Raw genomic sequence first — 23,643 nt, forward strand, 5'->3', positions numbered from 1 at the left:
TCAATCAACTAAAGGCGCAGGCGATTCCGGCGCGCGCAATGGCACCTGCTGCACGAGGGTTTTCAATACTTATTAGCGCATCAAGCGATTGCCCGGGAGAGTCTGCTTCATTGATGTTACCGATAAAATCTGCGACGGCTTTGAGGTCACTTCGATTCAACCGATCATCCAACTCATTACCCATACATCTGGCTTTATCTTCCGATAAGCCAAACTCAACAAACCGATTTTCAATCCGCATACGCGGGGAAACGGTGGCGCAGGCGACAACGGTAAGTGTAATCAGGCTAATCGCAAAAATTCTAAACATTACTGGCTCCTTCGTGGCCGATCCGCAACTCGGCGAGAAAAACACCTTATCCGCGTTTCGCATCCATTTCATTAAGACGCCAGACCAAAGAATCCAAACGGTCCTGACCAAAGAATGGTTCCCCGTCGAGCACCATTAGCGGCACACCCCAATGATATTCCAATTGACTGGCCTCATTCTCCTCCAGAGTAGTCGTGATTTCTTGCCTATTCTCAGCGATCCATTCGTCCAATGTCGCTAGCTCTAAGCCTAACTGGGCCGTGACGTCTGATAGTGCGTCATCATCGGCCCATGCTTGGCCGGTCCAAATTCGGTGCGAGAGTGCTTGCGCGAAATCTAAGCTCTTTCCGGCTACTTCTGCCGCAAATGCTAAATCCATTGCGCGCATCAATAAGGGCTGATCTGGCGCAACTTTACCGCTGACCATATCCATATTGATCGGGTCGGGGGTGGGCAACGCAAACCCCAGCCCTAGGCGCTGTGCCTCACGCGGGACATCCCGAAACAAATAGGGCAGGAACTGTTTGCGGCCGCGCTCAAAGAAATCAGGCTCACGCATGGCGAGCGGCCTCACGGGGCGAAAATTGATTTCCACCGCATATGTTTCGCGGATTGAAACCAGTCGATCAATCGCCAGATAGGAATATGGACTGCGAAAAGACCAGTAGATATCAAGCTTTGGCATGACGTTCGCCCTTTTCATTTCATCGTGATTGCAACATCGGCGACGCGCCGTTAAGCGTCAAGCATATCAGGAAGGTAGACCAATGGCCCGCACACTTCGCATCGCCGTTCTTCAGGCCGCTTTCGGCGACGACATGAACCTCAATATTGAAACCGTCGCTCGCCTAACCCGCGATGCCGCAAAGGATGGCGCGCAGATCATTTTGCCACCTGAGCTATTTCAGGGGCCCTATTTCTGTAAGACCGAAGATACCGCGCATTTTGCCTCGGCTTATCCCTATAAGGAGCATCCTGTCGTCACTAAGCTTGCGCCACTAGCCGCTGAGCTAGGGGCGGTTTTACCGCTTTCGATTTTCGAACGGGATGGTCAGGAATATTACAACAGTCTCGTGGTGGTTGATGCTGACGGTTCATTGTTAGATCTTTATCGTAAAAGTCATATCCCCGATGGACCGGGCTATGAGGAGAAGTTCTATTTCCGCCCAGGCGATACCGGCTTCAAAGTGTGGGATACGAAATTCGGAAAAGTTGGTGTCGGCATTTGCTGGGATCAATGGTTCCCCGAAGCCGCACGCGCGATGATGTTGATGGGGGCTGAAGTGTTATTTTACCCGACCGCAATCGGTACTGAGCCAGAAAACCCCGGTCTGGATACCCAGCCGCGTTGGCGACGCGCCATGACCGGACATGCTGTTTCAAATGTTGTCCCCGTCGCCGCGGCGAACCGGATCGGCGACGAAGGCGGGCAATCATTCTACGGATCGTCGTTTATATTGGACGATGGCGGCGATTTTCTCGGCGATATGAATCGGACCGAAGAAGGGTTTATTGCCGCCACGCTGGACCTCGATGAAATCGCAGAAAAACGTGCCGGTTGGGGGTTTTTCCGCGATCGCCGCCCAGATCTCTATGGTCGATTGACAGGTAACCGCTAAGTCTCGCTTGGCATTTTGGCGCGTTTCTCCGCGAGATATGCCGCATCGTCTTCGCTTAACGTCCACGCGGATTCATCAATATCTAGATCTTGATAATCCAGCGGGTCTAACACCGGCCTAACGCCGTTGCGCCGTTGCGCATCAAAATCGCGCATCACCCGCAAGCCGATCGGGAATAGAAGCACCAATGCGAATAGATTTACCAGTGCCAACATGCCCATCGCCGCATCAGCAAACCCGAACGCCGCGCTAAGATCGATATTTGCACCAACGATCACAAACCCCAACGTTGCAATACGGAAAATATTGAAAACGAGCTTGTTGTCTTTGACGAAGAAATCGAGCGCGTTCTCGCCGAGAAAGTAATTATACATGATCGAGCTGAACACAAAAAGCATCAGCGCGAATGCTACAAACTCATCCGCCCAATCACCGACATGGGCCGCGAGGGAAATCTGCGTGAGAAGTACGCCATCAATATTGGGGTCGTTAATATCAACCCCAGACAAAAGAATAATCGATGCCGTGCAAGTACAAATAATCAGTGTATCGATAAACACTGAAAATGCTTGAACAATCCCTTGTCGTGCGGGATGGCGTACATATGCAACTGCGGCAACATTTGGGGCGGACCCCAGACCTGCCTCGTTTGAGAACAGACCCCGTCTAATCCCCTGAGTCAGCGCGACACCTATACCGCCCGCCACTGCTTCGTTAAGTCCGAACGCACTCTCTACGATTGTCCACAGCGCCATTGGCACTTCGGTAATACGAGTCGCGAGGATAAATAAAACCAGCAAAATATAGCTAATGGCCATAACCGGAACAACGACTTCAACAACACGCGTGATCCGGCTGACGCCACCAAAAATCACAACGCCAACGATAACAGCCAACACAACACCGACCGCTGGGGCAGGAACCCCAAAGGCACCGTTTAGAGATGTTGTGACGGCGTAGCTTTGCAGGACATTGAAGGCGAACCCGAACGCAACAAGTAGCAAAATGGAATAGGTGCCCGCCAAAATCGGTGCTGCGGCACCAAGGCGTTTTTTTAATCCGTGCTGGATGTAAAAAGCGGGACCACCCCTAAAGTTCCCGGAGGCTTCGCGCCGTTTGAATAGCTGCGCAATCGAACATTCAAAAAAGCTGGTCGCCATACCCACAAGACCAACAAGCCACATCCAAAAGATTGCCCCCGGACCACCGAGCGCAATGGCCACAGCCACGCCAGCAATATTGCCCGCACCGACCCGCCCAGCGACAGAGAGGGCTAAGGCCTGGAATGATGATGGTTGGTCGGTTTTTCGCTCAAAGGCCTGTCCGAAAATGGAGAACATTTCCGTGAAGTGCCGGACCTGAACGAACCTCGATCGGATCGTGAACCACAATCCGATCGGTATAAGGACGAATAGGAGGATCTTCCCCCAAATAATTGCATTGATTGCCGCGAACATAGGTCTCGCTTTTGCGTTTTAATCTGATTACGGGATAACGATCCCTAACGCACTTTAGCAAGAATGTCGAATTACACGGCCAATTAGGCTGTAGCCTAATCTTTTTTGACGAACGTCACAGCAAAAAGCGGCTCGCCTTCAAACATGTCTTTTGGCGCTTCCATGCCTTCAATCATTTTAAAAACACGTGGCGTGATTGAACCCTCCATGCGATAGCCGCGTTCGGCCATCTTTCCACGGTGGAATTCTAGCGCAGCAGCAGTAAATTCACGGGCAAGGATCGTAATACGTTCAGATTCGTTCGACATGAGTATGCGGCCTTCTTAATGGTCTTGATTGGTGACATGGTTTCGCGCGGAATATGGCGAGGCGCAAGTGGCTTGTCCACTAAGAGGCTGAATATCGCAAGAGCTTGCTATTTTTCTATGCTCGCCGGCACCATAAAGTATTCGACATTAGAAATATCGCCGTCGGTTTCCGTTGGCTCAATCTCTAAAATATTAGCAATTATCCCGTAAATCTCAACATTATCGAACGGCTCAGCGACTTTGCCGTCGACAAAACGCGGCCCTTTACCAATAAATGTTGCCAGCATTGAGGGCGCGTGCCGGTCATAGCCATGAACCCCACCGAGCGGAACCGCAGAATATTTTGCTGTCAGTCCTTCTCCGAACAAAAGCCAGCCCACATCAGCCACCACCACAAGATCACCGGTTCGGTCCGAATTATTTGCGTGCCAACGCGCGGGCAGGTTCTCTCGCCGGTAAACCGTAAAATGGTTCATCAAGGACGCTTCAGCGAGCGCATCATAGATCGCTTCTATATCGCCGCCGTCTTCAAAAATATGGATAAGCGGGCTGCGTCCTGCCCCATCAGGACCTTCAAATTCCGGGATAAAGACATCATCAAAGGAAATGAACTGATCAAGGTTGATGACATTCGTACTGGGAACATTGGCCATACCGTGGTCGGAAACGACAATGTAATTGGCCCGATCACCCAACCCTAGCTTTTCAACACCAGCGACAAGCGCACCGACTTGGGCGTCAACTTGTGCAATCGCTTTGCGCTCTTCTTCCGAACCAACGCCATAAATATGAGCGGCCGTATCAACGGCATGGAAATAGATGGTCACAAATCGTGGACGTTCAGCAAGCGGTTTGGCAAGCCAAGACAGCACCTCCTCCGTACGCGCATCATAAGGCTTCATATGCTCATAGGGTAACCAATAGGTTGGGCGAACGCCGCGAATTTCCGCCTCGGACCCAAGCCAGAACATTGTACCTGTTTTTACACCTTGCTTCTCAGCCGTGACCCAAATCGGCTCGCCGCCCCACCATTCAGATAAAGAATGCTCCGAACGCGCCATAACCCGATCAAGGTGTCGGCTATAGGTCGAATTAGAAACTACACCCGTATTTTCAGAATACAGCCCAGTGGCCAATGAGTAAAAATTGACAAAAGTAACACTCGGCATTGCCGGGACCATGCCCTTGGAACGCACCCCGCGCTCAGCCAGTGCTCGCAAATTCGGCGCATCATCAGGAAAGCGGTCAATCGCATCATTGCGCAAACCATCAAGGCCGATGAGGATCACATACTGATTGCTCGCCGCTTGCCCACCCGTTGCAATGGCGCGTTCTGTGGCTATCGCATCATTCGAGCTTTGCGTTGCGCTGTCCGTAGCTTGCGTGGCGCAAGACGCAAGAAAACCTGCAAAACACAGGAAAAAAAGGGTTGCTCGCAATCTGGGTGTAAATAAAGACATGCTATCTCCGACTGTTCGAAGACCTTTTATCATCTAAACGTGACAGATTGGCAAAGCGAAATCAGCTGTCCGCTTCCACGGTTTTCCGTTTTTGAATCATCTGATCAAAATTTGACCAAACCCCACTATCACCATGCCAGTCGCCGCGTGTTGCCGCTTTGGAATATTCCGTCGCCCGCGCTTCAAAGAAGTTTGCATGCTCGACGCCGTTCAGGATCTCAGTGAGCCAAGGCAGAGGGTGCTTCTCGACACCATAAATCTTAGGCAAATCGAGCTGATCGAGACGCCAATCGGCGATATAGCGAATGTAGTTTTTGATGTCCTGCGCGGTCATCCCTTCAACCGGACCCATTTCGAAGGCAAGGTCAATGAACTTGTCCTCAAGACCCACAACCGTTTTACAGCAATCAATAATATCGTCTGCAACGGCTTTTGTGACACAACCCGTTTCACGAGCGAATGCGTGATAAAGTTTGACCATACCTTCGCAGTGAAGCGACTCGTCGCGGATCGACCATGTGATGATCTGGCCCATCCCCTTCATTTTGTTGAAACGCGGGAAGTTCATCAACATCGCGAATGACGCAAACAGCTGAAGCCCCTCGGTGAATCCACCAAACATTGCAAGTGTGCGCGCAATATCTTCATTCGAATCGACGCCAAACTTCTGCATAAAGTCGTGCTTGTCGCGCATCGCTTCATATTCGAGAAAGGCCGAGAATTCGGAATCCGGCATGCCGATCGTTTCAAGCAAGAGCGCATACGCCGCAATATGGACTGTTTCCATATTCGAGAATGCCGACAACATCATCTTGACTTCGGTCGGCTTAAACACGCGCGCATAGCGCTCCATGTAATTGTCATTCACCTCAATATCAGATTGGGTGAAAAAGCGAAAAATCTGCGTCAGCAGGTTTCGCTCCGAATCACTGAGTGTATTGGCCCAATCCTTACAGTCTTCCCCAAGAGGCACCTCTTCAGGCATCCAATGAACTTGCTGCTGACGCTTCCAAAACTCATAGGCCCAAGGATAGCGAAATGGCTTGTAAGCAAATGACGGTGTCATCAAGCCGGGCAGAGAGGAATTTGGGTTAGAATCATTGAGCATTTTGGAAATCCTGGGATCAGTTTTATCGGGATACGCCGATGGGCAATCCAATACCCTATTTTGTGCCTCCTTTCGAACTCACACGCAAGATATCGCGGTCGATCAGATGAAAACAGTTTTCCCTGTGGATAATTTCCGGATGGCACTACGTCCGAAAATTTGTTGGTCCTAACGAGAAAATTCTCACAATCCCGCACAAAACTTGCATTGCGCGCACCCCTGCGCTTGATGTGCCAAAAACCACTTGAAGGAAAACCCCATGGACGTAACTGCCCTTGCCATCCCCGACGTCAAACTGATCACGCCAAGACGTTTTTCTGATGACCGAGGTTTCTTCAGTGAGACTTACAATGCAAAGGCTTTTAAATCAGCGGGCATTGACTGTGATTTCATTCAAGACAACCATTCATTTTCAGCCCGAAAAGGCACGGTTCGCGGCCTCCACTACCAGTCTCCGCCATTCGCTCAAAGCAAGCTTGTTCGCGTTCTTCGCGGGTCAATCATCGACGTTGCTGTGGATGCCAGAAAAAATTCGTCTACTTTTGGCCAATGGGTGAAAACAGAATTAAGCGCAAAAACCGGCACCCAAATCTTTATCCCTCAGGGTTTCCTCCACGGCTTTGTCACGCTCGAGCCAGACACCGAAGTCGCTTACAAAGTTGACGCGTTTTACGACGGCGCAAGCGACGGATCAGTAAAATGGGACGACACCGACCTCGGGATTGAGTGGGGCCTGTCGGGCGCGGAGGCTTCTCTTTCGGAGAAAGACGCAAAAGCACCGAAATGGGCGGATTTCGCGTCCCCTTTCTAATCAGCGCATCGCTTTTTCCACGCGCTAAGCATTTACCATTTCCTTGGCCTCCCGCAGTATAACTGACGGGCGTTGGAGAATTTGTGACCATTTAAATGTGCGGTTGTCGCTATGCCCTTGTTTTATAAAAATTATTCCGTCACCTTGCTGGCCTTTGCAGCGATGGGCCTAGTCGGCTGCGGTGGTGGAGGTGGCGGCGGACAAACCCCATTCACACCCACGCCTGCCCCTGCGCCAACGCCGGCACCAACCCCAGCGCCAACCAATTTCGATACGGCGGAATATAACCGACAACCCAGCCTCGCGCAGATATCAGCGTTGGAGGCATATGAAGCGGGTGCGACGGGACGCAATGTGGTCGTAACCGTCATTGATTCGGGAATTGATGTTGATAACCCTGAATTCGAGGGCCGCATCCACGCGCAAAGCGCCGATTTAGTGATTTCTAGTGTCGTCGGCGGCGCAGATGCCCGTGATGGCGGCCCAGAGCTACAAGATAGCGACGATCACGGGACACCCGTCGCTGGAATAATAGCGGCCAACAAAAACGACTCCGGTGTGCACGGGGTCGCGCCTTATGCGACACTGCTGATTTACCGTGCGGACGACGATGGTGATGAAGATATATTATACGGCAATGCCATCCAAGAAGGTGTCAACAGATCCGTTAGTCTTGGTGCTGATGTAATCAATATGTCATTTGGCTCAGATGAAGCGGGCGCGCGAAGCGACTTTCGCCAATACCTGACGAGCGCCAAGAACGCAGACATCGTAACCGTTTTAGCTGCCGGAAATGACGGAGACGCGACACCAGATTTGTCTGCCTTGGGCGCTCTTGATGTTCCCGGTGCTCCCGCCGCCATCGTTGCGGGAGCCGTTGGACGATTCAATACCATTTCGACGTTCTCCAATCGCGCAGGCGATGCAGCTGAAATTTATTTGGTCGCACCAGGAGAGTCTATCCGTGGCGTGACCATTTCGGGATCAACACCCGGTCAGACACGGTCATTCTCTGGCACCAGCGCCGCAACACCACATATCTCAGGTGCTGCCGCATTATTACGTTCACTATGGCCAGATCTTACCGCCACAGAAGTGGTCGATATTCTATTGACCAGCGCTACCGATCTCGGCGCGCCCGGCACCGATCCGATATATGGTCGTGGACTATTGAATATCGGAGCCGCAACACAACCCATTGGCGGCGTCACAACCTCCAGCGTCGAGGGCGACAGCATTGATGCAAATACTCTTGGGGGTGATCTCTCCGATGCCTATGGTACAGGCTTCGCAGGTCTGAGTGAGATTGTTGTTTTTGATGCCTATAATCGCGACTTCCAAAAATCTCTCGGCACAACGATAAGTCAAACTCCACCCACGGGGTTTAACATCGAAAGTAGCTTTAGTCCGTTTAACGATCATCAATTTGCATCGAAACGACTCAATGGTCGTGTGGCAATGCATTTTCAAATGACGACACGGGACGAGAGTAATCAATCGCTTTCAAACACTCAAATTTCGCTGGCGCACAAAGGGAACGCGCAAAAAAGACTGATACACCAGAAACTATCGGTCGCTACTCAGGCAGGAATATCAGAAAATATTTCATTGTTTGTGGCGCAAGGCTTTTCCGGCCACGCCGTAGATCGCATGACGCTCTCAACCCGGCAAACTCCCTTCCTAAGCCGCGACACTTTCACCGACTCGTTTCTTCCTAAATCCGACAATGCCGTCACTGCACAAATGCGGTTCAAACTCTCTAGGAACTTCTCGCTAGATCTCACAACGAGCACGGGCGATAATGATCGTTATCCAGACACAAAATCTTTATTTAGCACATTGGACAACACGCCCGCGGTCACTGTTTCTGTCGCGCGCGCAGGCCTAAGCTTTGATCGCCAAAACGCGACACTCCGAATAGAACAGGGCTTGCGACATGAACAAGGCGCAGTTCTTGGAGCAGAATTTGCCGACAGCAATCAGGCCACAACAGTTTATTCCGCCTTTGAAGGAATTTGGCGCCCCGCGCGGCTATGGCAGTTACAGGGCAGACTGTCTGTTGGGCTTACCCAATCCGATGCGAGCCTGTTCAGGCAGTTCAGCGATGACCGTTTGTCACTCGTCACAACTCAGGCATCATTTGCCATCAAACGCCAAAAACTGTTCGGTGACCATGATAGTTTGTGGCTAGGCGTAAGTCAGCCAATGCAGATCGAGCGTGGCGGCATTGAAATGCTGTTGCCAACCGATTTTGACCAATCAACACGCAGTCTTAGTTTTACGCCGACCGAAGTATCGCTTGCGGCCGCAAAGCGCCGTCTTGATATTGAGGCGAGCTATCGTTTGTTGTCAGCCAAATACGGCGCAATCGACCTAAACGTAATTCATCAAACGTTTGGGGATTTCGATATGTCGTCGCAAACAACAGTACTGGTTCGCAGCAAATTTTCATTCTAAGGGCGGATTAGAAAACCCAAAAGCGATTGATAATATAACTCATAATCGGCACCATCATCGCCGCCAAAACAAGTTTTATCTGCGGTGCCAATTCGGCCCCATCTAACAAAAATAACAACCCCGCACTTGCGGCATAGCCAGACATTGCGGTGATTAAAAAACGCGGAATCACCTCCCGCATTACTTTATTGCTTTGAAATGTAAAATAGTAATGCCCCAGAAACGAAAATCCTAGCGCAACACTAAACGCTAAAAGATTTGCGACCTGAATAGAAAATAGAAAAAAACTGGCACTCGAAATACTGGTAATTAAATGGATCATTGTCGCGAGTGCACCGACAATAGAAAACCGCCCTATGCGGAATATTTCAGAAATGAACGAATCCAGTTTCATCGGCTACACAAACATACAACAGACAGACCAGCAATTTTATTTGCCCGCATAACATAACATTCAACCGCGCATATTCCCGCTAAAATCGAATTGACCACTTTACCATGTGGCCGCAAATCCGACCCTTGACGTCCAGTAATACGATTGAGTAGCCGCACCATCATCGCAATGGGAAACACACCACCATAGAAATAATGAATAGATTGAACATGCGCGCCGGCACCCACAACCGTCTCAGTCAAAGATTGGATTGTGTACCTTCGGCGGTGCTCCAAATACTCGTCATGCGGGCTCCACAAAAATTGAAATGCTGGAACAGTAATAAACGCGCCCGTACCCGTTGGGGTTTTATCCAAATATGATTTCAAAAGCGCAACATCATCATCGACATGCTCAAGAACGTCCATCATCAAAATCATATCGGCGTCTGATTGATCGATAGCTTTCTTAAAGCATAGCTCCTTGCCGTTGATTTCAGTCTGACTGTCTTTCGGATATCCTATGTCAACGCAGGTTGACCTGCTCGCCACATCATTTTTAAGCAACCATCGACTAAACCAGCCTGACCCAGCGCCAACATCCAAAAGTTTGTAAGACCGACCGCGCAAATGCGCCGCCATCATTTCAGCCTTGGATGTATAATACCAATGGCTATCGATGGCTTCGCCAAGGATTTCTTCTTCTTTTAAATCCATCTTCCATTCCTAATCGCGGAGAGTAATGTCGCTGCATTCTAGAGTTATCTTTTATTTCAATAGCTTGCTTAGGAAAAGACCTTCACGGACCAGCACACCGGAAGTTTCTAAGCATTGTTGCAGGATCTCGCTAGATGCGCAGCGCCATCAGATCAAGTCGTTTACAAAAATCCGGGGCTGAGTCCACACATCTGTACACAGATATATACGTCTGCTTGAGCAGTATTCGGCAACCCGCTCCAACGAGAAAAAATCAACGATTTTGTTGGCAAGAAAAACCTATGCTCCATCACCAAACGTCCATCACAGAGGGCGAAAGACAAATCAGTTCAATTTCATGACCTAACGCAACTATATCGGTTTTGGCTTTTCGTGATTTAATTCGACACCAATTGTCTCGCGAACCAGATATAGGGGGCGTCGTTTCACTTCGACAAAAACACGGCCAACATATTCCCCCAGGATCCCAAGCCCTAGCATGTTAAGACCACTGAAGAATAAAATAACAACAATGGTCGAGGCGTATCCCGGAACATCAATTCCCAAAAAACTGGTCCGCACAATAATAAACAGCGCATATGCGGGCGCGATAACTGAGATTGCAAACCCCATATAGGTCCAAATTCTAAGCGGGAGCGTGGTGAAAGAGAAAATCCCTTCGAGGGCAAAATTCCAGAGCTTCCAAAACTTCCATTTTGTTGTTCCTGCTACGCGTTCAGGGCGAGAATAGGTAACTTCGGCCTGTTTAAAGCCTAGCCACGCAAATATCCCTTTCATAAACCGCGTCCGCTCGGGCAACGCCTTCAATGCATCGATTACCTTCCGATCCATCAATCGAAAATCGCCTGCATTGTTAGGGATGCCCGTATCGCTGAGTCGCCCGGCAACCCGATAGAACAAATTCGCCGAAGTTCGTTTAAACCATCCATCGGTACCGCGATCAGTCCGGACCGCAATCACCATATCGGCACCATCACGCCATTTCTCAACCATCTCGTTAATTAACTCAGGCGGGTCTTGAAGGTCGGCGTCTATTGGCACCACCGCATCACCAGTGGCAAAGTCTAGCCCAGCCGTTAGCGCTATTTCTTTCCCAAAATTGCGGCTGAGGTCGATAATCTTAATGGCTGGATCGGCACCACGCGCAGCAATAAGCTTTGGCAGTGTCATATCGGTGCTGCCATCATTCACACAAATAATTTCATAAGAAGTCGTTAGTGAACGGAGAACCTTGGTAATTGCTTCAAAAAAAACCTCGACAACCTCTTCTTCGTTGTACATCGGCACAACGACACTGATCATCGGATTTGTCGCCATTGTCATTTCATTCTCTTCTTAAGACGTGTCGGGCTGGCTTGCTGGATTTGCCACTAAGCTCTACTTTTTGCGCTAAGCTCTATTGAGGTACACCCTTATGGTAAGCTAACGCCTCGTTGATTTCACCAAAGAACACCGGCTTTCCTTGATGTAACACCATGCCTTTGTTGCACATTCGGGCCATCAAAGCATCATTATGACTTGCGAACGCAAAAATGCCGGTTTTATCAATCAACCCAGTCAGGCGTTCTCGCGCTTTTTTCTGAAAGTAATCATCCCCCGCCGACAACCACTCATCCAAAATTAAAATCTCGGGGCTGAACGCGGTCGCAATTGAAAATGCAAGGCGCAGTCTCATTCCTGCTGAATAAGACCGAATAGGCAGGTCGAGATAATCCCCCAGCTCTGAAAACGCTGCGATATCATCAAATCTGGAATCAATCTCTTCCTCAGTCAGCCCCATAAAACGGGCACGACTGCGGATATTTTCATAGCCAGTAGAATAAGAGTCCAACCCCAACTGAATCGACATTAGCGCAGAAATACGCCCCTCAACCCTGATACGGCCAGACGTCGGCGGCAAAATGCCGGAAAGAACTCGCAACAATGTGGACTTGCCTGCACCATTATGTCCGATCAACCCAAGACGGTCACCATTCACAAGAGAAAAACTGATGTCATCAAGCGCCGTCACGCCGATGCGGCCATGCCTCTTGCCAATTACGCCCCCCATGGCTAACGACCGCATCGCACCAACAAGACCGGCCGATTTTGCTTGTGGGATCAGATAGTGCACACCAACATTGTTGAGTTCGATAGACGCCATAATGCGCAATTAGCTCCAATAACAAAGGCGGCGCGCAAAATACCCAAAGGTCACGACGCCAAATACTGTTGCCAATATCGAAAACCCACCCGCCCAAATGAAACTATTCATTACGCCATCAAGTCCTAGCAAAGGTCCACGAACCACGTTGAGAAAGTGCGCCAGCGGATTATATTGCACGACGAACTGATACTCGCCCAACCGGGATGCCTGCCAGAAAACTGGCGTTACAAAAAATGCGAATGTCAGCCCGGCGGCTGTAAGCTGCCCGACGTCGCGGAAACGAGTCCCGATTGTCCCAATGCCTAACGCAAACCAAAAGCCCGTCCAAACAACCATCAGCAAGCCTAGGAAAGACAGCCCAACATCGCCAAGGCTTGGGCGCAACCCAACCGCGAAAACCACAACAGCAATGACAATCAGTTTGTAACAGAACCCAAGCGCAGCAATACCGATTGCGCGCACCACAAACAAACTTTTGGGAATGGGTGATTGTGTAAACGTCCCCGACGCAGCAAGAAAAACTGAAGCACCATCATTAATGATAGTGGATATCAGCCCCCAGACGACAATCCCAACCGCAACATAGGGGAAATATTTACTTAGGTCTGCCCCAAAAATCTGACCGTATAACACCGCCAGCCCGCTAACCGTCAGCGCTGTTGTCGCCGTCACCCAGAGACCACCAAGGATAGTGCCATGATAGCGCGTAAAAAACCCTGTACGGATCAATGACCAAATCAGCTTGGGGCGAGCGAACGCACGCTTTAGATCTTCTAGTGCATAATCATAACGGCTACTTGATGCATCAAAATAATAGACCGGGGATTTCTCATTATGAGAGATACGAGAATTCGGCTCTATCGATGTATTGCTCATTTTAAGTGCATTTCAGAAAAAGGGCATTTTGCAGCTAAGGGACGTTAGGCTGATCCATCAAGAGAAATAAATTATGGCTGATAAGGCTCCCATTTACTAATATCAAAACCATCCTTGTACACCGCAAGATTTTTCTCGGTAATTACTTTATGACTAATAAACATAACATCAGCCTGAACAAATCGTCCATTATAGTAGCAAATATCCACAATATCGAAAATTTGGAACCCCGCTTTCTGAACTGCCTGAATACGTTCCAGCATATTTGTTATACCAACCTCAATGATTACGACATTGCAGTCTTTTAAAGTTGTTTCAGCACCAGCGAGAACCTGAAGCTCCGCACCATCAATATCAATTTTAAGGAGAAAGGGTTTCTGTAGGTCTCGCTCACCCACGATCGTATCCAATTTACTCATTGGCACAATACGATTTCCCGTTTTGGTGTCGTCCGCCATTCTTGCATGGGTAATTTTTTGTGTATCTCGAACAGTAGCCACGTCCATAGATATCTCGCCGTCACGATCAGAAACAGCAACATTTAGGATTTCATAAGAGGCATTAACGGACGAATAGTTCCTATTAATTGAATCGTTCCACTCTTTGATGGGCTCCATCAAAAGATGGAATTTTGACCTATAATTCGACATTAGTTCGCCGGTACAAGTCAGCACCCCAACATCAAGGATAGTTTCAACAGGTACGTCCATCTCGATCAGCCTTTTCAGTGCTGAACTCTTTGTCGGTAAACGGCGCTCCGAAACAGCATTTGGCAAAGGCTCGCCCCCCGTCACCTGCTGTGGTGCCTCAACGTTTGGCGAGAACCTACTTTTGATTTTTCTCAAGAATGCACGCACGTAAAACTCCAATTTTTTAACCGACCTGCATTTATCCAAGTACAGACCGAGCCTCTCACCCATCGCAAGTATCGTAATATCGCGCTCGTGCGATGCCCGACTGGACCTTTTGATCACTTTCGAATATTGATTCTGCTAGCATCAAGCGCTGTTATAGTACAGGAATTAGCACTATATTTTCCCGCGAATTTAACCCTTTCAGGACTGGCACATGCGCCTAGTAATTGGCCTCGCCCACAGCAAAAGCCGTAACAATGTCAAATTTAACTTCGCTTCAGCGTCTGGTGATTCGCCCGTATACACCCGCGATATTACACCCGACGGCTTACGCTTTGACCGGGACGTATTGGAGCCAAAAACTCGTGTGACCGCAATCGAGCGGTTTCAACAATTTGGACCGACAGCCATTGCGGAGCTTGGGGAGCCAGGAACGTGGCCGCTCATTGACGCGCTTCTTTCCGCTGACGATGATGTCCGAGCGCTTTTTATCTACCAAGGGGCCGCGTCCTATATTGCCAACGCACTCGCCGAGGGTGTGCCGACTGAAGACGCCCTCAATCAATGGCAAGAATTGGTCAGGCCGTTACTCACAGCCTATCGTCGTCATCGCAACAAAACAGTGCTGATCGAGCGCGACAACGCAACTCACACGCCGAGGGATTTTCATTTCGCATGCAAAGACAATTTTGAAATCGACGCAGAAGTTATTCTGACACAGGAAAACCCATCATCACTGGCTATCTTTAAAAGCATCGCCACACAAATCATTGCAGACCACCCCGAGACAGAGAATCTTTCCTCCGAGCTTAGCGTATCGGCGCTGCGATTTTCGCAAAAACCTGGCGCTCTCGGCGACAAAGCACTGAACGAACTCACTATGCTAAATGAGCGCATTAGCGCGTTACATCAGAAATTGGAGCAATCCACACAAAACGTCGAACAACTTGAACGCAAAGGTGAAGAAAACAACCTTCTACGTACACAACTATATCGCGTTCAAAGCGAGCTCGAGACGCGTTACAAGTCCATCGCCTTTGGCGCTGAGCACGAAAAGAAGTTAAAAAAATACCGTCAGGAAATCGCCCAACTTAAGCAAGACATCGTAAAAATCCGATCTAGCTCTTCATGGCGAATAACAGCCCCCATAAGGTGGACGTTTCAATCGCTGAGTGGTGCGTTCCGACTTCGTAACCTTCTGCGCACTAAGCGTCACGCCAGGTTAATTCGTAATTCTCAGTATTTTGACCAAGCATGGTACATCGCAAAATATGACGATGTCATTAGACTAGGGGCGGATCCAGCGGAACATTATATTCGGCATGGAGGACGCGAAGGGCGCGCACCAGGGCCAAATTTCGACAGTATCGCTTATCTAAAGGCCAATCCCGACATCGCTGCTGCTGGCCTCAATCCACTTGTTCACTACCTGCAACACGGGAAGACTGAGGGACGCGCCCTTAAACCTATGAGCACAAAACAACGATAGACGCCTACGGATTATATTTATTGCTAAAGGAACTCTCAATTGTCCGATAACGCGCAAAAAAACTTTGATACTATCGTCCACCTCGGCGCAGGACGCGACACGAATGGACAACAAGCCGACTATGGGGCACGGCGCATCATTCTAGTAGAAGCCAATCCTGATGCTGCCGATGTTTTAGCCGCGCGCAACGCAAAACGTTCTCATGTCACCGTACTGCCAAAAGCAGTAGCGGGTAGTGTCGGCACGCGCGTTTTAAATGTTCTCAACTTGCAAAGTGCCAGTAGCCTTAACACTCCGACGGGCCTGAAAAAGCTATATCCAAACATCGAAATCGTGAAAACAATTCCGGTGAACACCCTTGCAGCGGATAATTTTATTCAAGAACTTGGTTTGGGCGAAACACAGCGGCATCTGTTGGTTATCGACACGCCCGGCGTTGAATACGAGATCCTTCAATCACTGATTGATAGCAAACTTCTTACGCAGTTCACACGCGTTCACATACACAGTACAGAAAATCAGCTATATGAAGGCGCAAAAACAACCCGAGAAATTGGGCCCCTTCTTTCAAAACAGGGCTTTAGCACTTCGATTGATGCGTCCACACCAGATCACCCGATCATAAAAGCAGAACTGTCACAGTTTTACGCAGAGCTCGTGAAAACTCGCGCCGAGCTTGCCGAAGCAAAGGCTGAAATCGCACGCCTCGAGAAAGAATCCGGAATAGAAATTGCGCGCTTGGAAAGAATTGTACAAGAAGCGCATTATCGAAGCGAGCTGACAAATAGCGAGTTGGTAAAAACAGATGCGCAACTGGAATTGATCAAAGACTTCTTGTCTCGGAATAAAGCATCCTAACATGACATCCAATAACCATAGCAGCGCAAAATCGAATGCAGCGCTATCGTTCTCTAAAGGTGACTGGGGTGCCCTCATCGAATTTTCCGAGACGCAGCTCAGCGATGATCCAAATGGTGCAAAAGCATATGCCTATGTCGCTTGCGCGCACCAACAACTAGGACACAAAAAAGAAGCCGAACGCTTTGTTAAAAAGAGTCAAGAACACGGATGTCCACCAAAGGCTATTGCTCATATTTTAATCGCAGGTGTACATCGTTCATTAGGCCGCGCCTTGCTTTTAAACAAAAAAATAGACGAAGCTGAATCTCACTTTTTAGAAGCCCTAAAGGTAACAGGATTAGACATAGCACCGCTACAGGCGCACGATGTTGCAGTCCGTGAAATGATCGAATTAGGACTTCTCCCCGATGCCGCAAATAAAATTGCACACCACACTGACGAACTAAAGTCGATCCCGCGTCCGCCATCGGATTTTTCAAAACTGGCAATTTTGGATTCGGAATTGCGCCTTTTAAAACATGAATTCACCGTTGCTCTTACGCGCGGACAACTCTACCAATCGTCAACCGACCACACGCCTAATTCAACCGATTTGAAAAGTCGTTCCATGGCACAGCTCGGTCAGGACCTTTGGGTCCTAGAAACTTGCGGCCATAAACGCGCCGGTTTTTTTGTGGAATTTGGTGCCACTAATGGGGTCACCTTGAGCAATACCTATTTACTCGAAAAGGAGTTTGATTGGGGCGGCTTGCTCGCAGAGCCAAACCCAAAATTCCTGCAAGAGCTAAAGAAAAACCGACAATCTACAGTTAGCGACGCATGCATTGGCGCAACAACGGGTGAAGAAGTCGAGTTCATCTTTGCAGATGTTTTTGGCGGCATGAGCAAACACGCCGACGCGGATGGCCATGGTGACCGGCGCACAGCCTATAAGGACGCCGGCGAGCTAACCGTCTTAACAACCATTTCACTTCATGACTTTCTACGAAAACACAAAGCACCCAAACAAATTGATTATATCAGTGTCGATACTGAGGGAAGCGAATATGAGATCCTAAAAGAGTTTCCGTTTGATGAGTGGGATGTTCGTTGCTGGACTGTAGAACACAACTTCGCGCCCATTCGAAAGGAAATCCATGCCCTTTTCATATCCCATGGCTACACCCGCGTTGAGGCCCAGTGGGATGATTGGTATTATCGCTGAGCAACGTGACATATAAAATGCAAGAAAAAAATGCCACAAACGTTTTCGTTGTTACACCAAGCTTCAATGCTGGAACCACAATCATTCGCACACTAATGAGCGTAGCGTCACAATCTGGCAATATTCGGATATTCCACCATGTAGCAGATGGGGGCTCAAACGATTCAACAGTCTCAAAACTGCGCGACTGGAGCAAATTAGTTCAGACACAGACCTTCCCGGTTCTCGCAAGGAAATACCAGTTCTCATTCAGTTCTGAACCTGACAATGGAATGTACGATGCGATCGCAAACGGGTTCAGCCAATTTTCGCTAACACCAGATGATTGGATGTGTTGGATTAATGCTGACGATGTGTTTTTACCGGGATCATTTGCTCTTTTAGGACAAGTTTCAAGAGCTGCCGACTCTAAAGAAATATCATGGCTGACGGGCACCGCTGCAATTGCAGCAGAAGATATTTCTATGCTTCACACCAGTAGGCCGGTCGGGTCCTCTGTTGTGAAGCACGACTTATGCGACGGCACCCACTGGGAGTTTATTCAATCTGAAGGCACATTCTTTAAAAATAAACTATGGCACCAAATTGATATTCAAAATGATTTCCGACGCTTTCGATACGCAGGTGATTGGAATTTATGGCGGCTATTTGCTCAGAACCATGAGCTTTTTCAGACAAAGCATCCCCTTGCTGTTTTTTCAATTCGAGACGGACAACTAAGTAGCACCAATAGAAGTGAATACGAAGCCGAGATCGAAGCGCAAGTTTCTACGGCGGAAAGAGAATCCAACTTCGACGCACTAGGCAAAAACGATTTAGTCGGCAAAGCAATTAGAGTTTCTATGAAACCAATCCGCATAATCGTTGAAGACCGGAATTTGAAAAATCACCTCGAATATCGCCATCTAGAACGGAAAAAATCCAATGCGCTAGTTGCATCACAACAGGCCTGCGGCTCAATCATCGCGCATGACGAAAAATGGCAGTTCCCGGCCATTACAGAACAGCATGCGTTTAACAAAGTAAAAGAATGGATGCCACCAAATGCTACAGCGCTATATTTCGCATTTCCGTGGGCAACGTTAATCGACAAAACCAATAACAAAGCAGATGATGCCGGGGTACTTGAAAAAGAAGCGTTAAATGCTGCAAAGAACATATTCCCGTCAGGGCGGCCGGTTATAACCGTTTGCCAACACATCCTTATGGAAGATTTTTTAGATATTTTCCGGGAGTGCGGAATTACGGATATATTCTGGACACACGCGACAAAAATGAATGAAACGGAAGATATCAGAAATGGTATTCGTATACATCCTTTTCCGTTGTTTCCAGTGCAAGTCGGCGATAACGCACAATCCATTCAACCCCGCGACATTCTTTTTTCTTTCATTGGTGCAAAATCAAACCAATGGTATCTAACCGACACTCGACGTCATATAATTGAATTATTGGAAGACGACCCGCGCGGCGTTGTGATTGGTCGGGAAGATTGGCACTACAACAAAATTGTTTATAGTCATCAAGTTAAAGCTACCCATGTTGATCCGACGGGTCTCGTCGACATGGATAGAAGCAAAGTATTCAAAGAAACGCTCAACCGGAGTATATTTTCACTTTGCCCTTCCGGGTCTGGGCCGAACTCAATCCGCCTATGGGAATCGATTGCGTCGGGTTCAATTCCGGTCATTATGGCAGATACATACCTACCCCCTGGCGATGAAACTTTGTGGCAAGAAGCAGCAGTTTTTGTTGAGGAAACTCAGCAAAACATTACGGAATTGCCTGAGCTTCTGGAGGAGCTAGCCAAAGACACCGACCTAATTTCCACGAAGCGTAAAGCGATGCAGCAATTGCTGATGTTGTACGGTCCCGACGCATTTATCTACGACATACAAAATCTTATCCTCCAAAAGGATCAAGACGCCATTGCAAAATCACACATTTCAGAACTGCCATTATCGGGTGATCAACTCCTTGAAAGCGCTCAACTGGCATTCGACAAAAAAGACGCTGCAAGCAGGTCGGTATTCCTCAACGCACTGGCGAGCCGAGCATTAATCGCACCCGAAGAATTTTCAGCGCACATCAACGACAATAAAAATTTGCAACCCTACATAGATCGTGCGGTTAAAGATAATCCTGAAGATGAGAATGTAAAAATTATAAATCGCACTCGCAACGCCTCCCTGACAACATTATCTTCGAAATACATCAAAGAGAAAGTTCAGGTTTCATTGCAAGGTAAGCATTCAAATCGCACACCACTTTCCTATCCTGCTTATAGAGAATTATTTACGCCGTATATAGATTATACCGCCAGCACTACTTCTAAAAGTATCTGTGTCACAGGATTTGATATTGATTTTAGAGATTCTAACATCGTATCGCAATGTCTAGATAAGTTCGAAAAAAAACCAGTCGTTATTTCCGAAGAGCCCTTATGGGATACGGTTTGGGCAACCGCATTCGATAAAGATACAGTAAAAATGGGAATTAATGGACAGGACTTTGCCTACAAAGCACTAAACCACATGACCTCGCCGATATTCGCTTTTGACAAACTTCCGTATTTTATAACTACCGAAAACCATTACTTCGTTCGGTATGCCAATCTTTTTAAACGAAACGCCGAGCTAACACCGGCTGAAATCTTGGCTGTTTGGGATAAGGCCAAGTGGAAATTCGCATCCTTTGCAGAACGTCGCGAAGACTCGCGCTATGACTTCACTCGACCGAACGAGGATTTATACGGCTTATCCGCGTATAGAACCCGAATTGCTGATGGCTTTGGTGGTAATGATGCCCTTCGTTGCGGAAAAGGGTGGAATGAAACGGGACCGCGCCAAGCATTACCCGATTGGCATCTCGACAAATTAGCGTCACTTGACCGAAATTCCTTTGTCGTTTCAGGTTTAGAAAACACACACCAGCAGCATTACATCACCGAGAAAATTTTTGATGCGTTCGCTTGTCTCGGGGTGCCTCTTTATTTCGCTAGCCCAAAACACCGCATCCACGACATCATTCCATCTGATACATTCATTAATTTGTTCGGATTAGAATCTGACGAGGCCATCGAAAAGATCAAAAGTTTCGCCCCAGATCTCGCATTCGCTGAAGCTTACCTGGAAACGCAAAAACGCCTCAGCAAGCTGTTCTCCGATCCGCAAACCCTAATCAAAGAACGAAATCGTGTTGTTGACGAAACCGTTTCTGCCTTGATCAAGCTATAGCGTCATTGGTCAGCTCTATCTTCTTCATGGGCCAATTGCGCAGCTCTTGTGGATGTCGCTCGTAAATAGATTGCTCGCGCCAAATTCGCCAAAGGCTGCGGCAGAAACTTTGCGCCGGCGGTACGGATTTCTTGGATATATTTTTCCTCGCCCACGATTGATCGATTGTTGGCGTGCCGCCGAAATCCACCCAAAACAGTTGGTACGGTTACCAATTTTGTCTGGGCCGCAAATGACTTCCATAACTTGAAATCACCGGCAAGATTTGCGTTTTGAAACATCGCCTTTTCAGACGTAGACAATCCCTCAAACAAACTCCGTTTAAAGAATACACTCTCTTGCTGAATGTACCCTAGCAACTGACTGTGAAACCACCCACCTTTGATCAAAATTTGTGGGTGCCACCCCTCAGGCCGCAAAAATCGCAGCGTTCCGTCTGCGTCCCAACAGGCCGGAAATCCACTCACCCAGTCAGCATCTTCTCGTCTTTTTGCAAAACCAAAAACCACCTCTAGTGCCCATGAGGTGTATAAATCATCGGCATTCAACCATGATAGCCAGTCACCGCACGCGTGACCAAACCCCTCTACGATCGCTGCATATTGACCAAGGCCCGGACGTTCCAAAACTTGAAGGCGAGAGTCTTGAGATGCCGCTTCGTTTGCTATGGTCAATGTCTGATCACTTGAACCACCATCAACGATAATATGTTCATAGGAATCAAACGATTGAGAACGGATTGAGTTAATCGTCTCTGCGAGATATTTCTCGCCGTTCAAGACTGGCGTGATAATGGAAAATTTGGGTAATTTTCCATCTAAAGAATGAGACAAGTTTTTTAGTTCAGCGCGTTCAATCATCTGTTTTTGTTTTACGTAAAATTTCCCGGACACGATCAACTTGACGCTCGTTCATCTTTGCATCAGAGCGATGCCCCGGATGGAGTAACGTAACGGGGTCATAATTCCCGCTTTTTGGTGATTGCATCATGGCTAACTCATGCGCGATTGCTTCCGACATCGACTTCTCCAACAGAATTTCCAGCCGCGAACAAAGGCCTTCAATAACCGTCAGCGGTTGCTTTGTGACCTCTTCATACTGCGCAATGTAATCAGCCCTCTCTTCCCAGTACAATCGAAGTCGCTGATGGTTCGTTGCAGCATTTTTGATTGCGACCTCTTCGTCGGCAAGCCACCCCATGCGCACCAGTGATGCCAAGCTCTCCGCGACGTCGCGGTTAGTGGCAAAGGTAATCTCCGGATGCGCATGTAATTGCTCGGGCTTATGAACTTTGATCAGATGCCTAGACGCTGACGTATTGGGGTCATAGTCGGCGCACCACGCCCCATAAATGGAGCGCCCAGCGCGGTCGTGAATCAGTCTCACCGCATTATAGAGCCACGTCGTTCCCGAACGCGGGACACCAGCGATTGCTATCAATTTGGGCATTCATCGCTCCAAGTATTTTCATTGCGTCAAGCGTTCGCATTAGGCCTCGGTTTGTCTGGATATCAAAGCCAAGAAAGGCCCCTCATGAAAACATGAGGGGCCTTAATTTCGAAACTGATTTTATATAAAAATATTAGGAAGCAGCGATCGCTGACTTTTTCTTGCGCTTAGCAAACACACCGCCAGCAAGGGCAGTACCGAACAACCAAACAGCCCCCGGCAGTGGGTTCACGATCACATCGCCATCCGAAACAATGCTCACACCGTCAAAGTTTACCTGACCAACGGTACCTGAAAAGAAAATCCCAAGCTCTTGACCAACATAGCCAACAAGCGCTGTGGCCAGAACTGAAAATTCTTGCAAGCCCCACAGGCCGTCACCTGAGGAAATCATCGCAGTTGAAGCGATAATGTTTGATGGGTCGCCAGCATAAAAACCAAATACACCACCAAAAGATTTATCACTACGGTCGCCGATCAAAGCCGAAAGCGTAAATGACTGGCCGACACCAATGGTGATTCCCAAATCTTGAGACATTGTCGCGCCTGCGGCAGCAAAACCAATTTGGTCGCCTACTGCGGCTGGTGTGCTGGAAAAGAAGTTCCCGAAATTCGGTGCCCATACACCTGCTTTGCCATCAGTATCCCAGCCAACAGCACTGTTTTCCCACTCACCATAGAACGCATTACTATTAGTAAACGTCTGTGATGCTTCAAAATTCTCATTAGCGACGGCAACGGGCGCGGCATGCGCGGCCCCAAAAAGGGCACCTGCAGCGGCGATTAAACTTAATACTCTCATGGATACTATTCCCCAAATACTACGGCAAAATACTAGAGTGTGTCCTGCGACAACGGTTATACGCGTTCAAAGTTCCCCAAAGCAATCTTCGTTCCGCCCAATTTCCT

22 protein-coding genes are annotated in these 23,643 nt (G+C 48.5%); 7 read left to right on the forward strand and 15 right to left on the reverse strand.

Features of this window, described 5'->3' with window-relative positions; genetic code table 11:
* Window positions 1-4: 4 nt before the first annotated feature.
* Window positions 5-310 carry a hypothetical protein gene (locus ABFZ84_RS02850; protein WP_369312400.1) on the reverse strand — a complete coding sequence of 102 codons (306 nt, stop codon included), beginning with the start codon at window positions 308-310 and terminating at the stop codon, window positions 5-7.
* A 46-nt stretch (window positions 311-356) separates the two neighbouring features.
* Entirely contained in the window at window positions 357-995 is a 639-nt protein-coding gene (locus tag ABFZ84_RS02855; RefSeq protein WP_369312401.1) for a 2-hydroxychromene-2-carboxylate isomerase, read from the reverse strand.
* A gap of 82 nt (window positions 996-1,077) precedes the next feature.
* Here ABFZ84_RS02855 and aguB point away from each other — a divergent pair, with 82 nt between their 5' ends.
* Window positions 1,078-1,929: an N-carbamoylputrescine amidase gene (aguB, locus tag ABFZ84_RS02860; protein ID WP_369312402.1), complete on the forward strand. Its 852-nt coding sequence runs from the start codon at window positions 1,078-1,080 to the stop codon at window positions 1,927-1,929.
* Here aguB and ABFZ84_RS02865 read toward each other — a convergent pair.
* The 4 genes from ABFZ84_RS02865 to ABFZ84_RS02880 all read right to left on the reverse strand — a co-directional run bounded on the left by ABFZ84_RS02865 (window position 1,926) and on the right by ABFZ84_RS02880 (window position 6,262).
* Window positions 1,926-3,386 (reverse strand): alanine/glycine:cation symporter family protein, encoded by a 1,461-nt coding sequence (locus ABFZ84_RS02865; protein WP_369312403.1) that lies wholly within the window; start codon window positions 3,384-3,386, stop codon window positions 1,926-1,928. The two genes, aguB and ABFZ84_RS02865, sit on opposite strands and share 4 nt — an antisense overlap.
* 95 nt (window positions 3,387-3,481) lie before the next feature.
* Complete coding sequence (locus ABFZ84_RS02870; protein WP_369312404.1) at window positions 3,482-3,694, reverse strand: AMP nucleosidase; 213 nt, start codon at window positions 3,692-3,694, stop codon at window positions 3,482-3,484.
* Between the two features lie 107 nt (window positions 3,695-3,801).
* Window positions 3,802-5,154, reverse strand: coding sequence for an alkaline phosphatase family protein (locus ABFZ84_RS02875; RefSeq protein ID WP_369312405.1), 1,353 nt, complete (start codon window positions 5,152-5,154; stop codon window positions 3,802-3,804).
* Window positions 5,155-5,215: 61 nt separating this feature from the next.
* Window positions 5,216-6,262, reverse strand: a complete 1,047-nt coding sequence (locus ABFZ84_RS02880) for a ribonucleotide-diphosphate reductase subunit beta (protein ID WP_369312406.1) — start codon at window positions 6,260-6,262, stop codon at window positions 5,216-5,218.
* A gap of 259 nt (window positions 6,263-6,521) precedes the next feature.
* Between ABFZ84_RS02880 and rfbC the strand changes: the two genes are divergently transcribed.
* Together rfbC and ABFZ84_RS02890 are read left to right on the forward strand one after the other, a co-directional pair.
* On the forward strand, window positions 6,522-7,073 hold the full coding sequence (rfbC, locus tag ABFZ84_RS02885) for a dTDP-4-dehydrorhamnose 3,5-epimerase (RefSeq protein ID WP_369312407.1): 552 nt from the start codon (window positions 6,522-6,524) through the stop codon (window positions 7,071-7,073).
* Between the two features lie 111 nt (window positions 7,074-7,184).
* Window positions 7,185-9,530, forward strand: a complete 2,346-nt coding sequence (locus tag ABFZ84_RS02890; protein ID WP_369312408.1) for a S8 family peptidase — start codon at window positions 7,185-7,187, stop codon at window positions 9,528-9,530.
* 7 nt (window positions 9,531-9,537) lie between these two features.
* Here the strand turns inward: ABFZ84_RS02890 and ABFZ84_RS02895 are convergent, their stop codons facing one another.
* The 6 genes from ABFZ84_RS02895 to ABFZ84_RS02920 all read right to left on the reverse strand — a co-directional run bounded on the left by ABFZ84_RS02895 (window position 9,538) and on the right by ABFZ84_RS02920 (window position 14,498).
* Window positions 9,538-9,924: a GtrA family protein gene (locus tag ABFZ84_RS02895; RefSeq protein ID WP_369312409.1), complete on the reverse strand. Its 387-nt coding sequence runs from the start codon at window positions 9,922-9,924 to the stop codon at window positions 9,538-9,540.
* Window positions 9,921-10,619 (reverse strand): methyltransferase domain-containing protein, encoded by a 699-nt coding sequence (locus ABFZ84_RS02900; RefSeq protein ID WP_369312410.1) that lies wholly within the window; start codon window positions 10,617-10,619, stop codon window positions 9,921-9,923. Before ABFZ84_RS02900 ends, ABFZ84_RS02895 begins: the two co-directional genes overlap by 4 nt.
* Window positions 10,620-10,970: 351 nt before the next feature.
* Window positions 10,971-11,942, reverse strand: a complete 972-nt coding sequence (locus tag ABFZ84_RS02905) for a glycosyltransferase family 2 protein (RefSeq protein WP_369312411.1) — start codon at window positions 11,940-11,942, stop codon at window positions 10,971-10,973.
* Window positions 11,943-12,015: 73 nt separating this feature from the next.
* Window positions 12,016-12,762 (reverse strand): ABC transporter ATP-binding protein, encoded by a 747-nt coding sequence (locus tag ABFZ84_RS02910; protein ID WP_369312412.1) that lies wholly within the window; start codon window positions 12,760-12,762, stop codon window positions 12,016-12,018.
* A 9-nt stretch (window positions 12,763-12,771) separates the two neighbouring features.
* On the reverse strand, window positions 12,772-13,641 hold the full coding sequence (locus ABFZ84_RS02915; RefSeq protein WP_369312413.1) for an ABC transporter permease: 870 nt from the start codon (window positions 13,639-13,641) through the stop codon (window positions 12,772-12,774).
* A gap of 71 nt (window positions 13,642-13,712) precedes the next feature.
* Window positions 13,713-14,498 (reverse strand): FkbM family methyltransferase, encoded by a 786-nt coding sequence (locus tag ABFZ84_RS02920; RefSeq protein WP_369312414.1) that lies wholly within the window; start codon window positions 14,496-14,498, stop codon window positions 13,713-13,715.
* Window positions 14,499-14,709: 211 nt separating this feature from the next.
* On the opposite strand from ABFZ84_RS02920, the gene ABFZ84_RS02925 reads away from it, so the two are divergent.
* The 4 genes from ABFZ84_RS02925 to ABFZ84_RS02940 are packed head-to-tail and all read left to right on the forward strand — an operon-like array spanning window position 14,710 to window position 21,285.
* Window positions 14,710-15,984 carry a hypothetical protein gene (locus ABFZ84_RS02925; protein WP_369312415.1) on the forward strand — a complete coding sequence of 425 codons (1,275 nt, stop codon included), beginning with the start codon at window positions 14,710-14,712 and terminating at the stop codon, window positions 15,982-15,984.
* Window positions 15,985-16,023: 39 nt separating this feature from the next.
* Window positions 16,024-16,842 (forward strand): FkbM family methyltransferase, encoded by an 819-nt coding sequence (locus ABFZ84_RS02930; RefSeq protein WP_369312416.1) that lies wholly within the window; start codon window positions 16,024-16,026, stop codon window positions 16,840-16,842.
* 1 nt (window position 16,843) lies between these two features.
* Entirely contained in the window at window positions 16,844-18,049 is a 1,206-nt protein-coding gene (locus ABFZ84_RS02935; protein WP_369312417.1) for an FkbM family methyltransferase, read from the forward strand.
* 17 nt (window positions 18,050-18,066) lie between these two features.
* Window positions 18,067-21,285, forward strand: coding sequence for an exostosin domain-containing protein (locus ABFZ84_RS02940; RefSeq protein WP_369312418.1), 3,219 nt, complete (start codon window positions 18,067-18,069; stop codon window positions 21,283-21,285).
* A 2-nt stretch (window positions 21,286-21,287) separates the two neighbouring features.
* Here the strand turns inward: ABFZ84_RS02940 and ABFZ84_RS02945 are convergent, their stop codons facing one another.
* The 3 genes from ABFZ84_RS02945 to ABFZ84_RS02955 all read right to left on the reverse strand — a co-directional run bounded on the left by ABFZ84_RS02945 (window position 21,288) and on the right by ABFZ84_RS02955 (window position 23,536).
* The gene (locus ABFZ84_RS02945) at window positions 21,288-22,178 is read right to left on the reverse strand and encodes a glycosyltransferase (RefSeq protein WP_369312419.1); all 891 of its coding nucleotides are present in this window, start codon (window positions 22,176-22,178) and stop codon (window positions 21,288-21,290) included.
* On the reverse strand, window positions 22,138-22,734 hold the full coding sequence (locus ABFZ84_RS02950) for a sulfotransferase family protein (protein WP_369312420.1): 597 nt from the start codon (window positions 22,732-22,734) through the stop codon (window positions 22,138-22,140). Before ABFZ84_RS02950 ends, ABFZ84_RS02945 begins: the two co-directional genes overlap by 41 nt.
* A gap of 133 nt (window positions 22,735-22,867) precedes the next feature.
* The gene (locus ABFZ84_RS02955) at window positions 22,868-23,536 is read right to left on the reverse strand and encodes a hypothetical protein (protein WP_369312421.1); all 669 of its coding nucleotides are present in this window, start codon (window positions 23,534-23,536) and stop codon (window positions 22,868-22,870) included.
* Window positions 23,537-23,643 lie beyond the last annotated feature (107 nt).

The sequence above is a fragment of the Hyphococcus lacteus genome (genome assembly GCF_041058985.1).
Lineage (GTDB): Bacteria > Pseudomonadota > Alphaproteobacteria > Caulobacterales > Parvularculaceae > Hyphococcus > Hyphococcus lacteus.

What these genes read in the sequence shown, in the direction of transcription:
- ABFZ84_RS02905 (WP_369312411.1), bottom strand. Translation starts at nt 11,942, where the DNA reads ATGACAATGGCGACAAATCCGATGATCAGTGTCGTTGTGCCGATGTAC.
- ABFZ84_RS02925 (WP_369312415.1), top strand. Translation starts at nt 14,710, where the DNA reads ATGCGCCTAGTAATTGGCCTCGCCCACAGCAAAAGCCGTAACAATGTC.
- aguB (WP_369312402.1), top strand. Translation starts at nt 1,078, where the DNA reads ATGGCCCGCACACTTCGCATCGCCGTTCTTCAGGCCGCTTTCGGCGAC.
- ABFZ84_RS02915 (WP_369312413.1), bottom strand. Translation starts at nt 13,641, where the DNA reads ATGAGCAATACATCGATAGAGCCGAATTCTCGTATCTCTCATAATGAG.
- ABFZ84_RS02940 (WP_369312418.1), top strand. Translation starts at nt 18,067, where the DNA reads ATGCAAGAAAAAAATGCCACAAACGTTTTCGTTGTTACACCAAGCTTC.
- ABFZ84_RS02865 (WP_369312403.1), bottom strand. Translation starts at nt 3,386, where the DNA reads ATGTTCGCGGCAATCAATGCAATTATTTGGGGGAAGATCCTCCTATTC.
- ABFZ84_RS02935 (WP_369312417.1), top strand. Translation starts at nt 16,844, where the DNA reads ATGACATCCAATAACCATAGCAGCGCAAAATCGAATGCAGCGCTATCG.
- ABFZ84_RS02895 (WP_369312409.1), bottom strand. Translation starts at nt 9,924, where the DNA reads ATGAAACTGGATTCGTTCATTTCTGAAATATTCCGCATAGGGCGGTTT.
- ABFZ84_RS02855 (WP_369312401.1), bottom strand. Translation starts at nt 995, where the DNA reads ATGCCAAAGCTTGATATCTACTGGTCTTTTCGCAGTCCATATTCCTAT.
- ABFZ84_RS02880 (WP_369312406.1), bottom strand. Translation starts at nt 6,262, where the DNA reads ATGCTCAATGATTCTAACCCAAATTCCTCTCTGCCCGGCTTGATGACA.
- ABFZ84_RS02890 (WP_369312408.1), top strand. Translation starts at nt 7,185, where the DNA reads ATGCCCTTGTTTTATAAAAATTATTCCGTCACCTTGCTGGCCTTTGCA.
- ABFZ84_RS02950 (WP_369312420.1), bottom strand. Translation starts at nt 22,734, where the DNA reads ATGCCCAAATTGATAGCAATCGCTGGTGTCCCGCGTTCGGGAACGACG.
- ABFZ84_RS02870 (WP_369312404.1), bottom strand. Translation starts at nt 3,694, where the DNA reads ATGTCGAACGAATCTGAACGTATTACGATCCTTGCCCGTGAATTTACT.
- rfbC (WP_369312407.1), top strand. Translation starts at nt 6,522, where the DNA reads ATGGACGTAACTGCCCTTGCCATCCCCGACGTCAAACTGATCACGCCA.
- ABFZ84_RS02850 (WP_369312400.1), bottom strand. Translation starts at nt 310, where the DNA reads ATGTTTAGAATTTTTGCGATTAGCCTGATTACACTTACCGTTGTCGCC.
- ABFZ84_RS02900 (WP_369312410.1), bottom strand. Translation starts at nt 10,619, where the DNA reads ATGGATTTAAAAGAAGAAGAAATCCTTGGCGAAGCCATCGATAGCCAT.
- ABFZ84_RS02910 (WP_369312412.1), bottom strand. Translation starts at nt 12,762, where the DNA reads ATGGCGTCTATCGAACTCAACAATGTTGGTGTGCACTATCTGATCCCA.
- ABFZ84_RS02875 (WP_369312405.1), bottom strand. Translation starts at nt 5,154, where the DNA reads ATGTCTTTATTTACACCCAGATTGCGAGCAACCCTTTTTTTCCTGTGT.
- ABFZ84_RS02955 (WP_369312421.1), bottom strand. Translation starts at nt 23,536, where the DNA reads ATGAGAGTATTAAGTTTAATCGCCGCTGCAGGTGCCCTTTTTGGGGCC.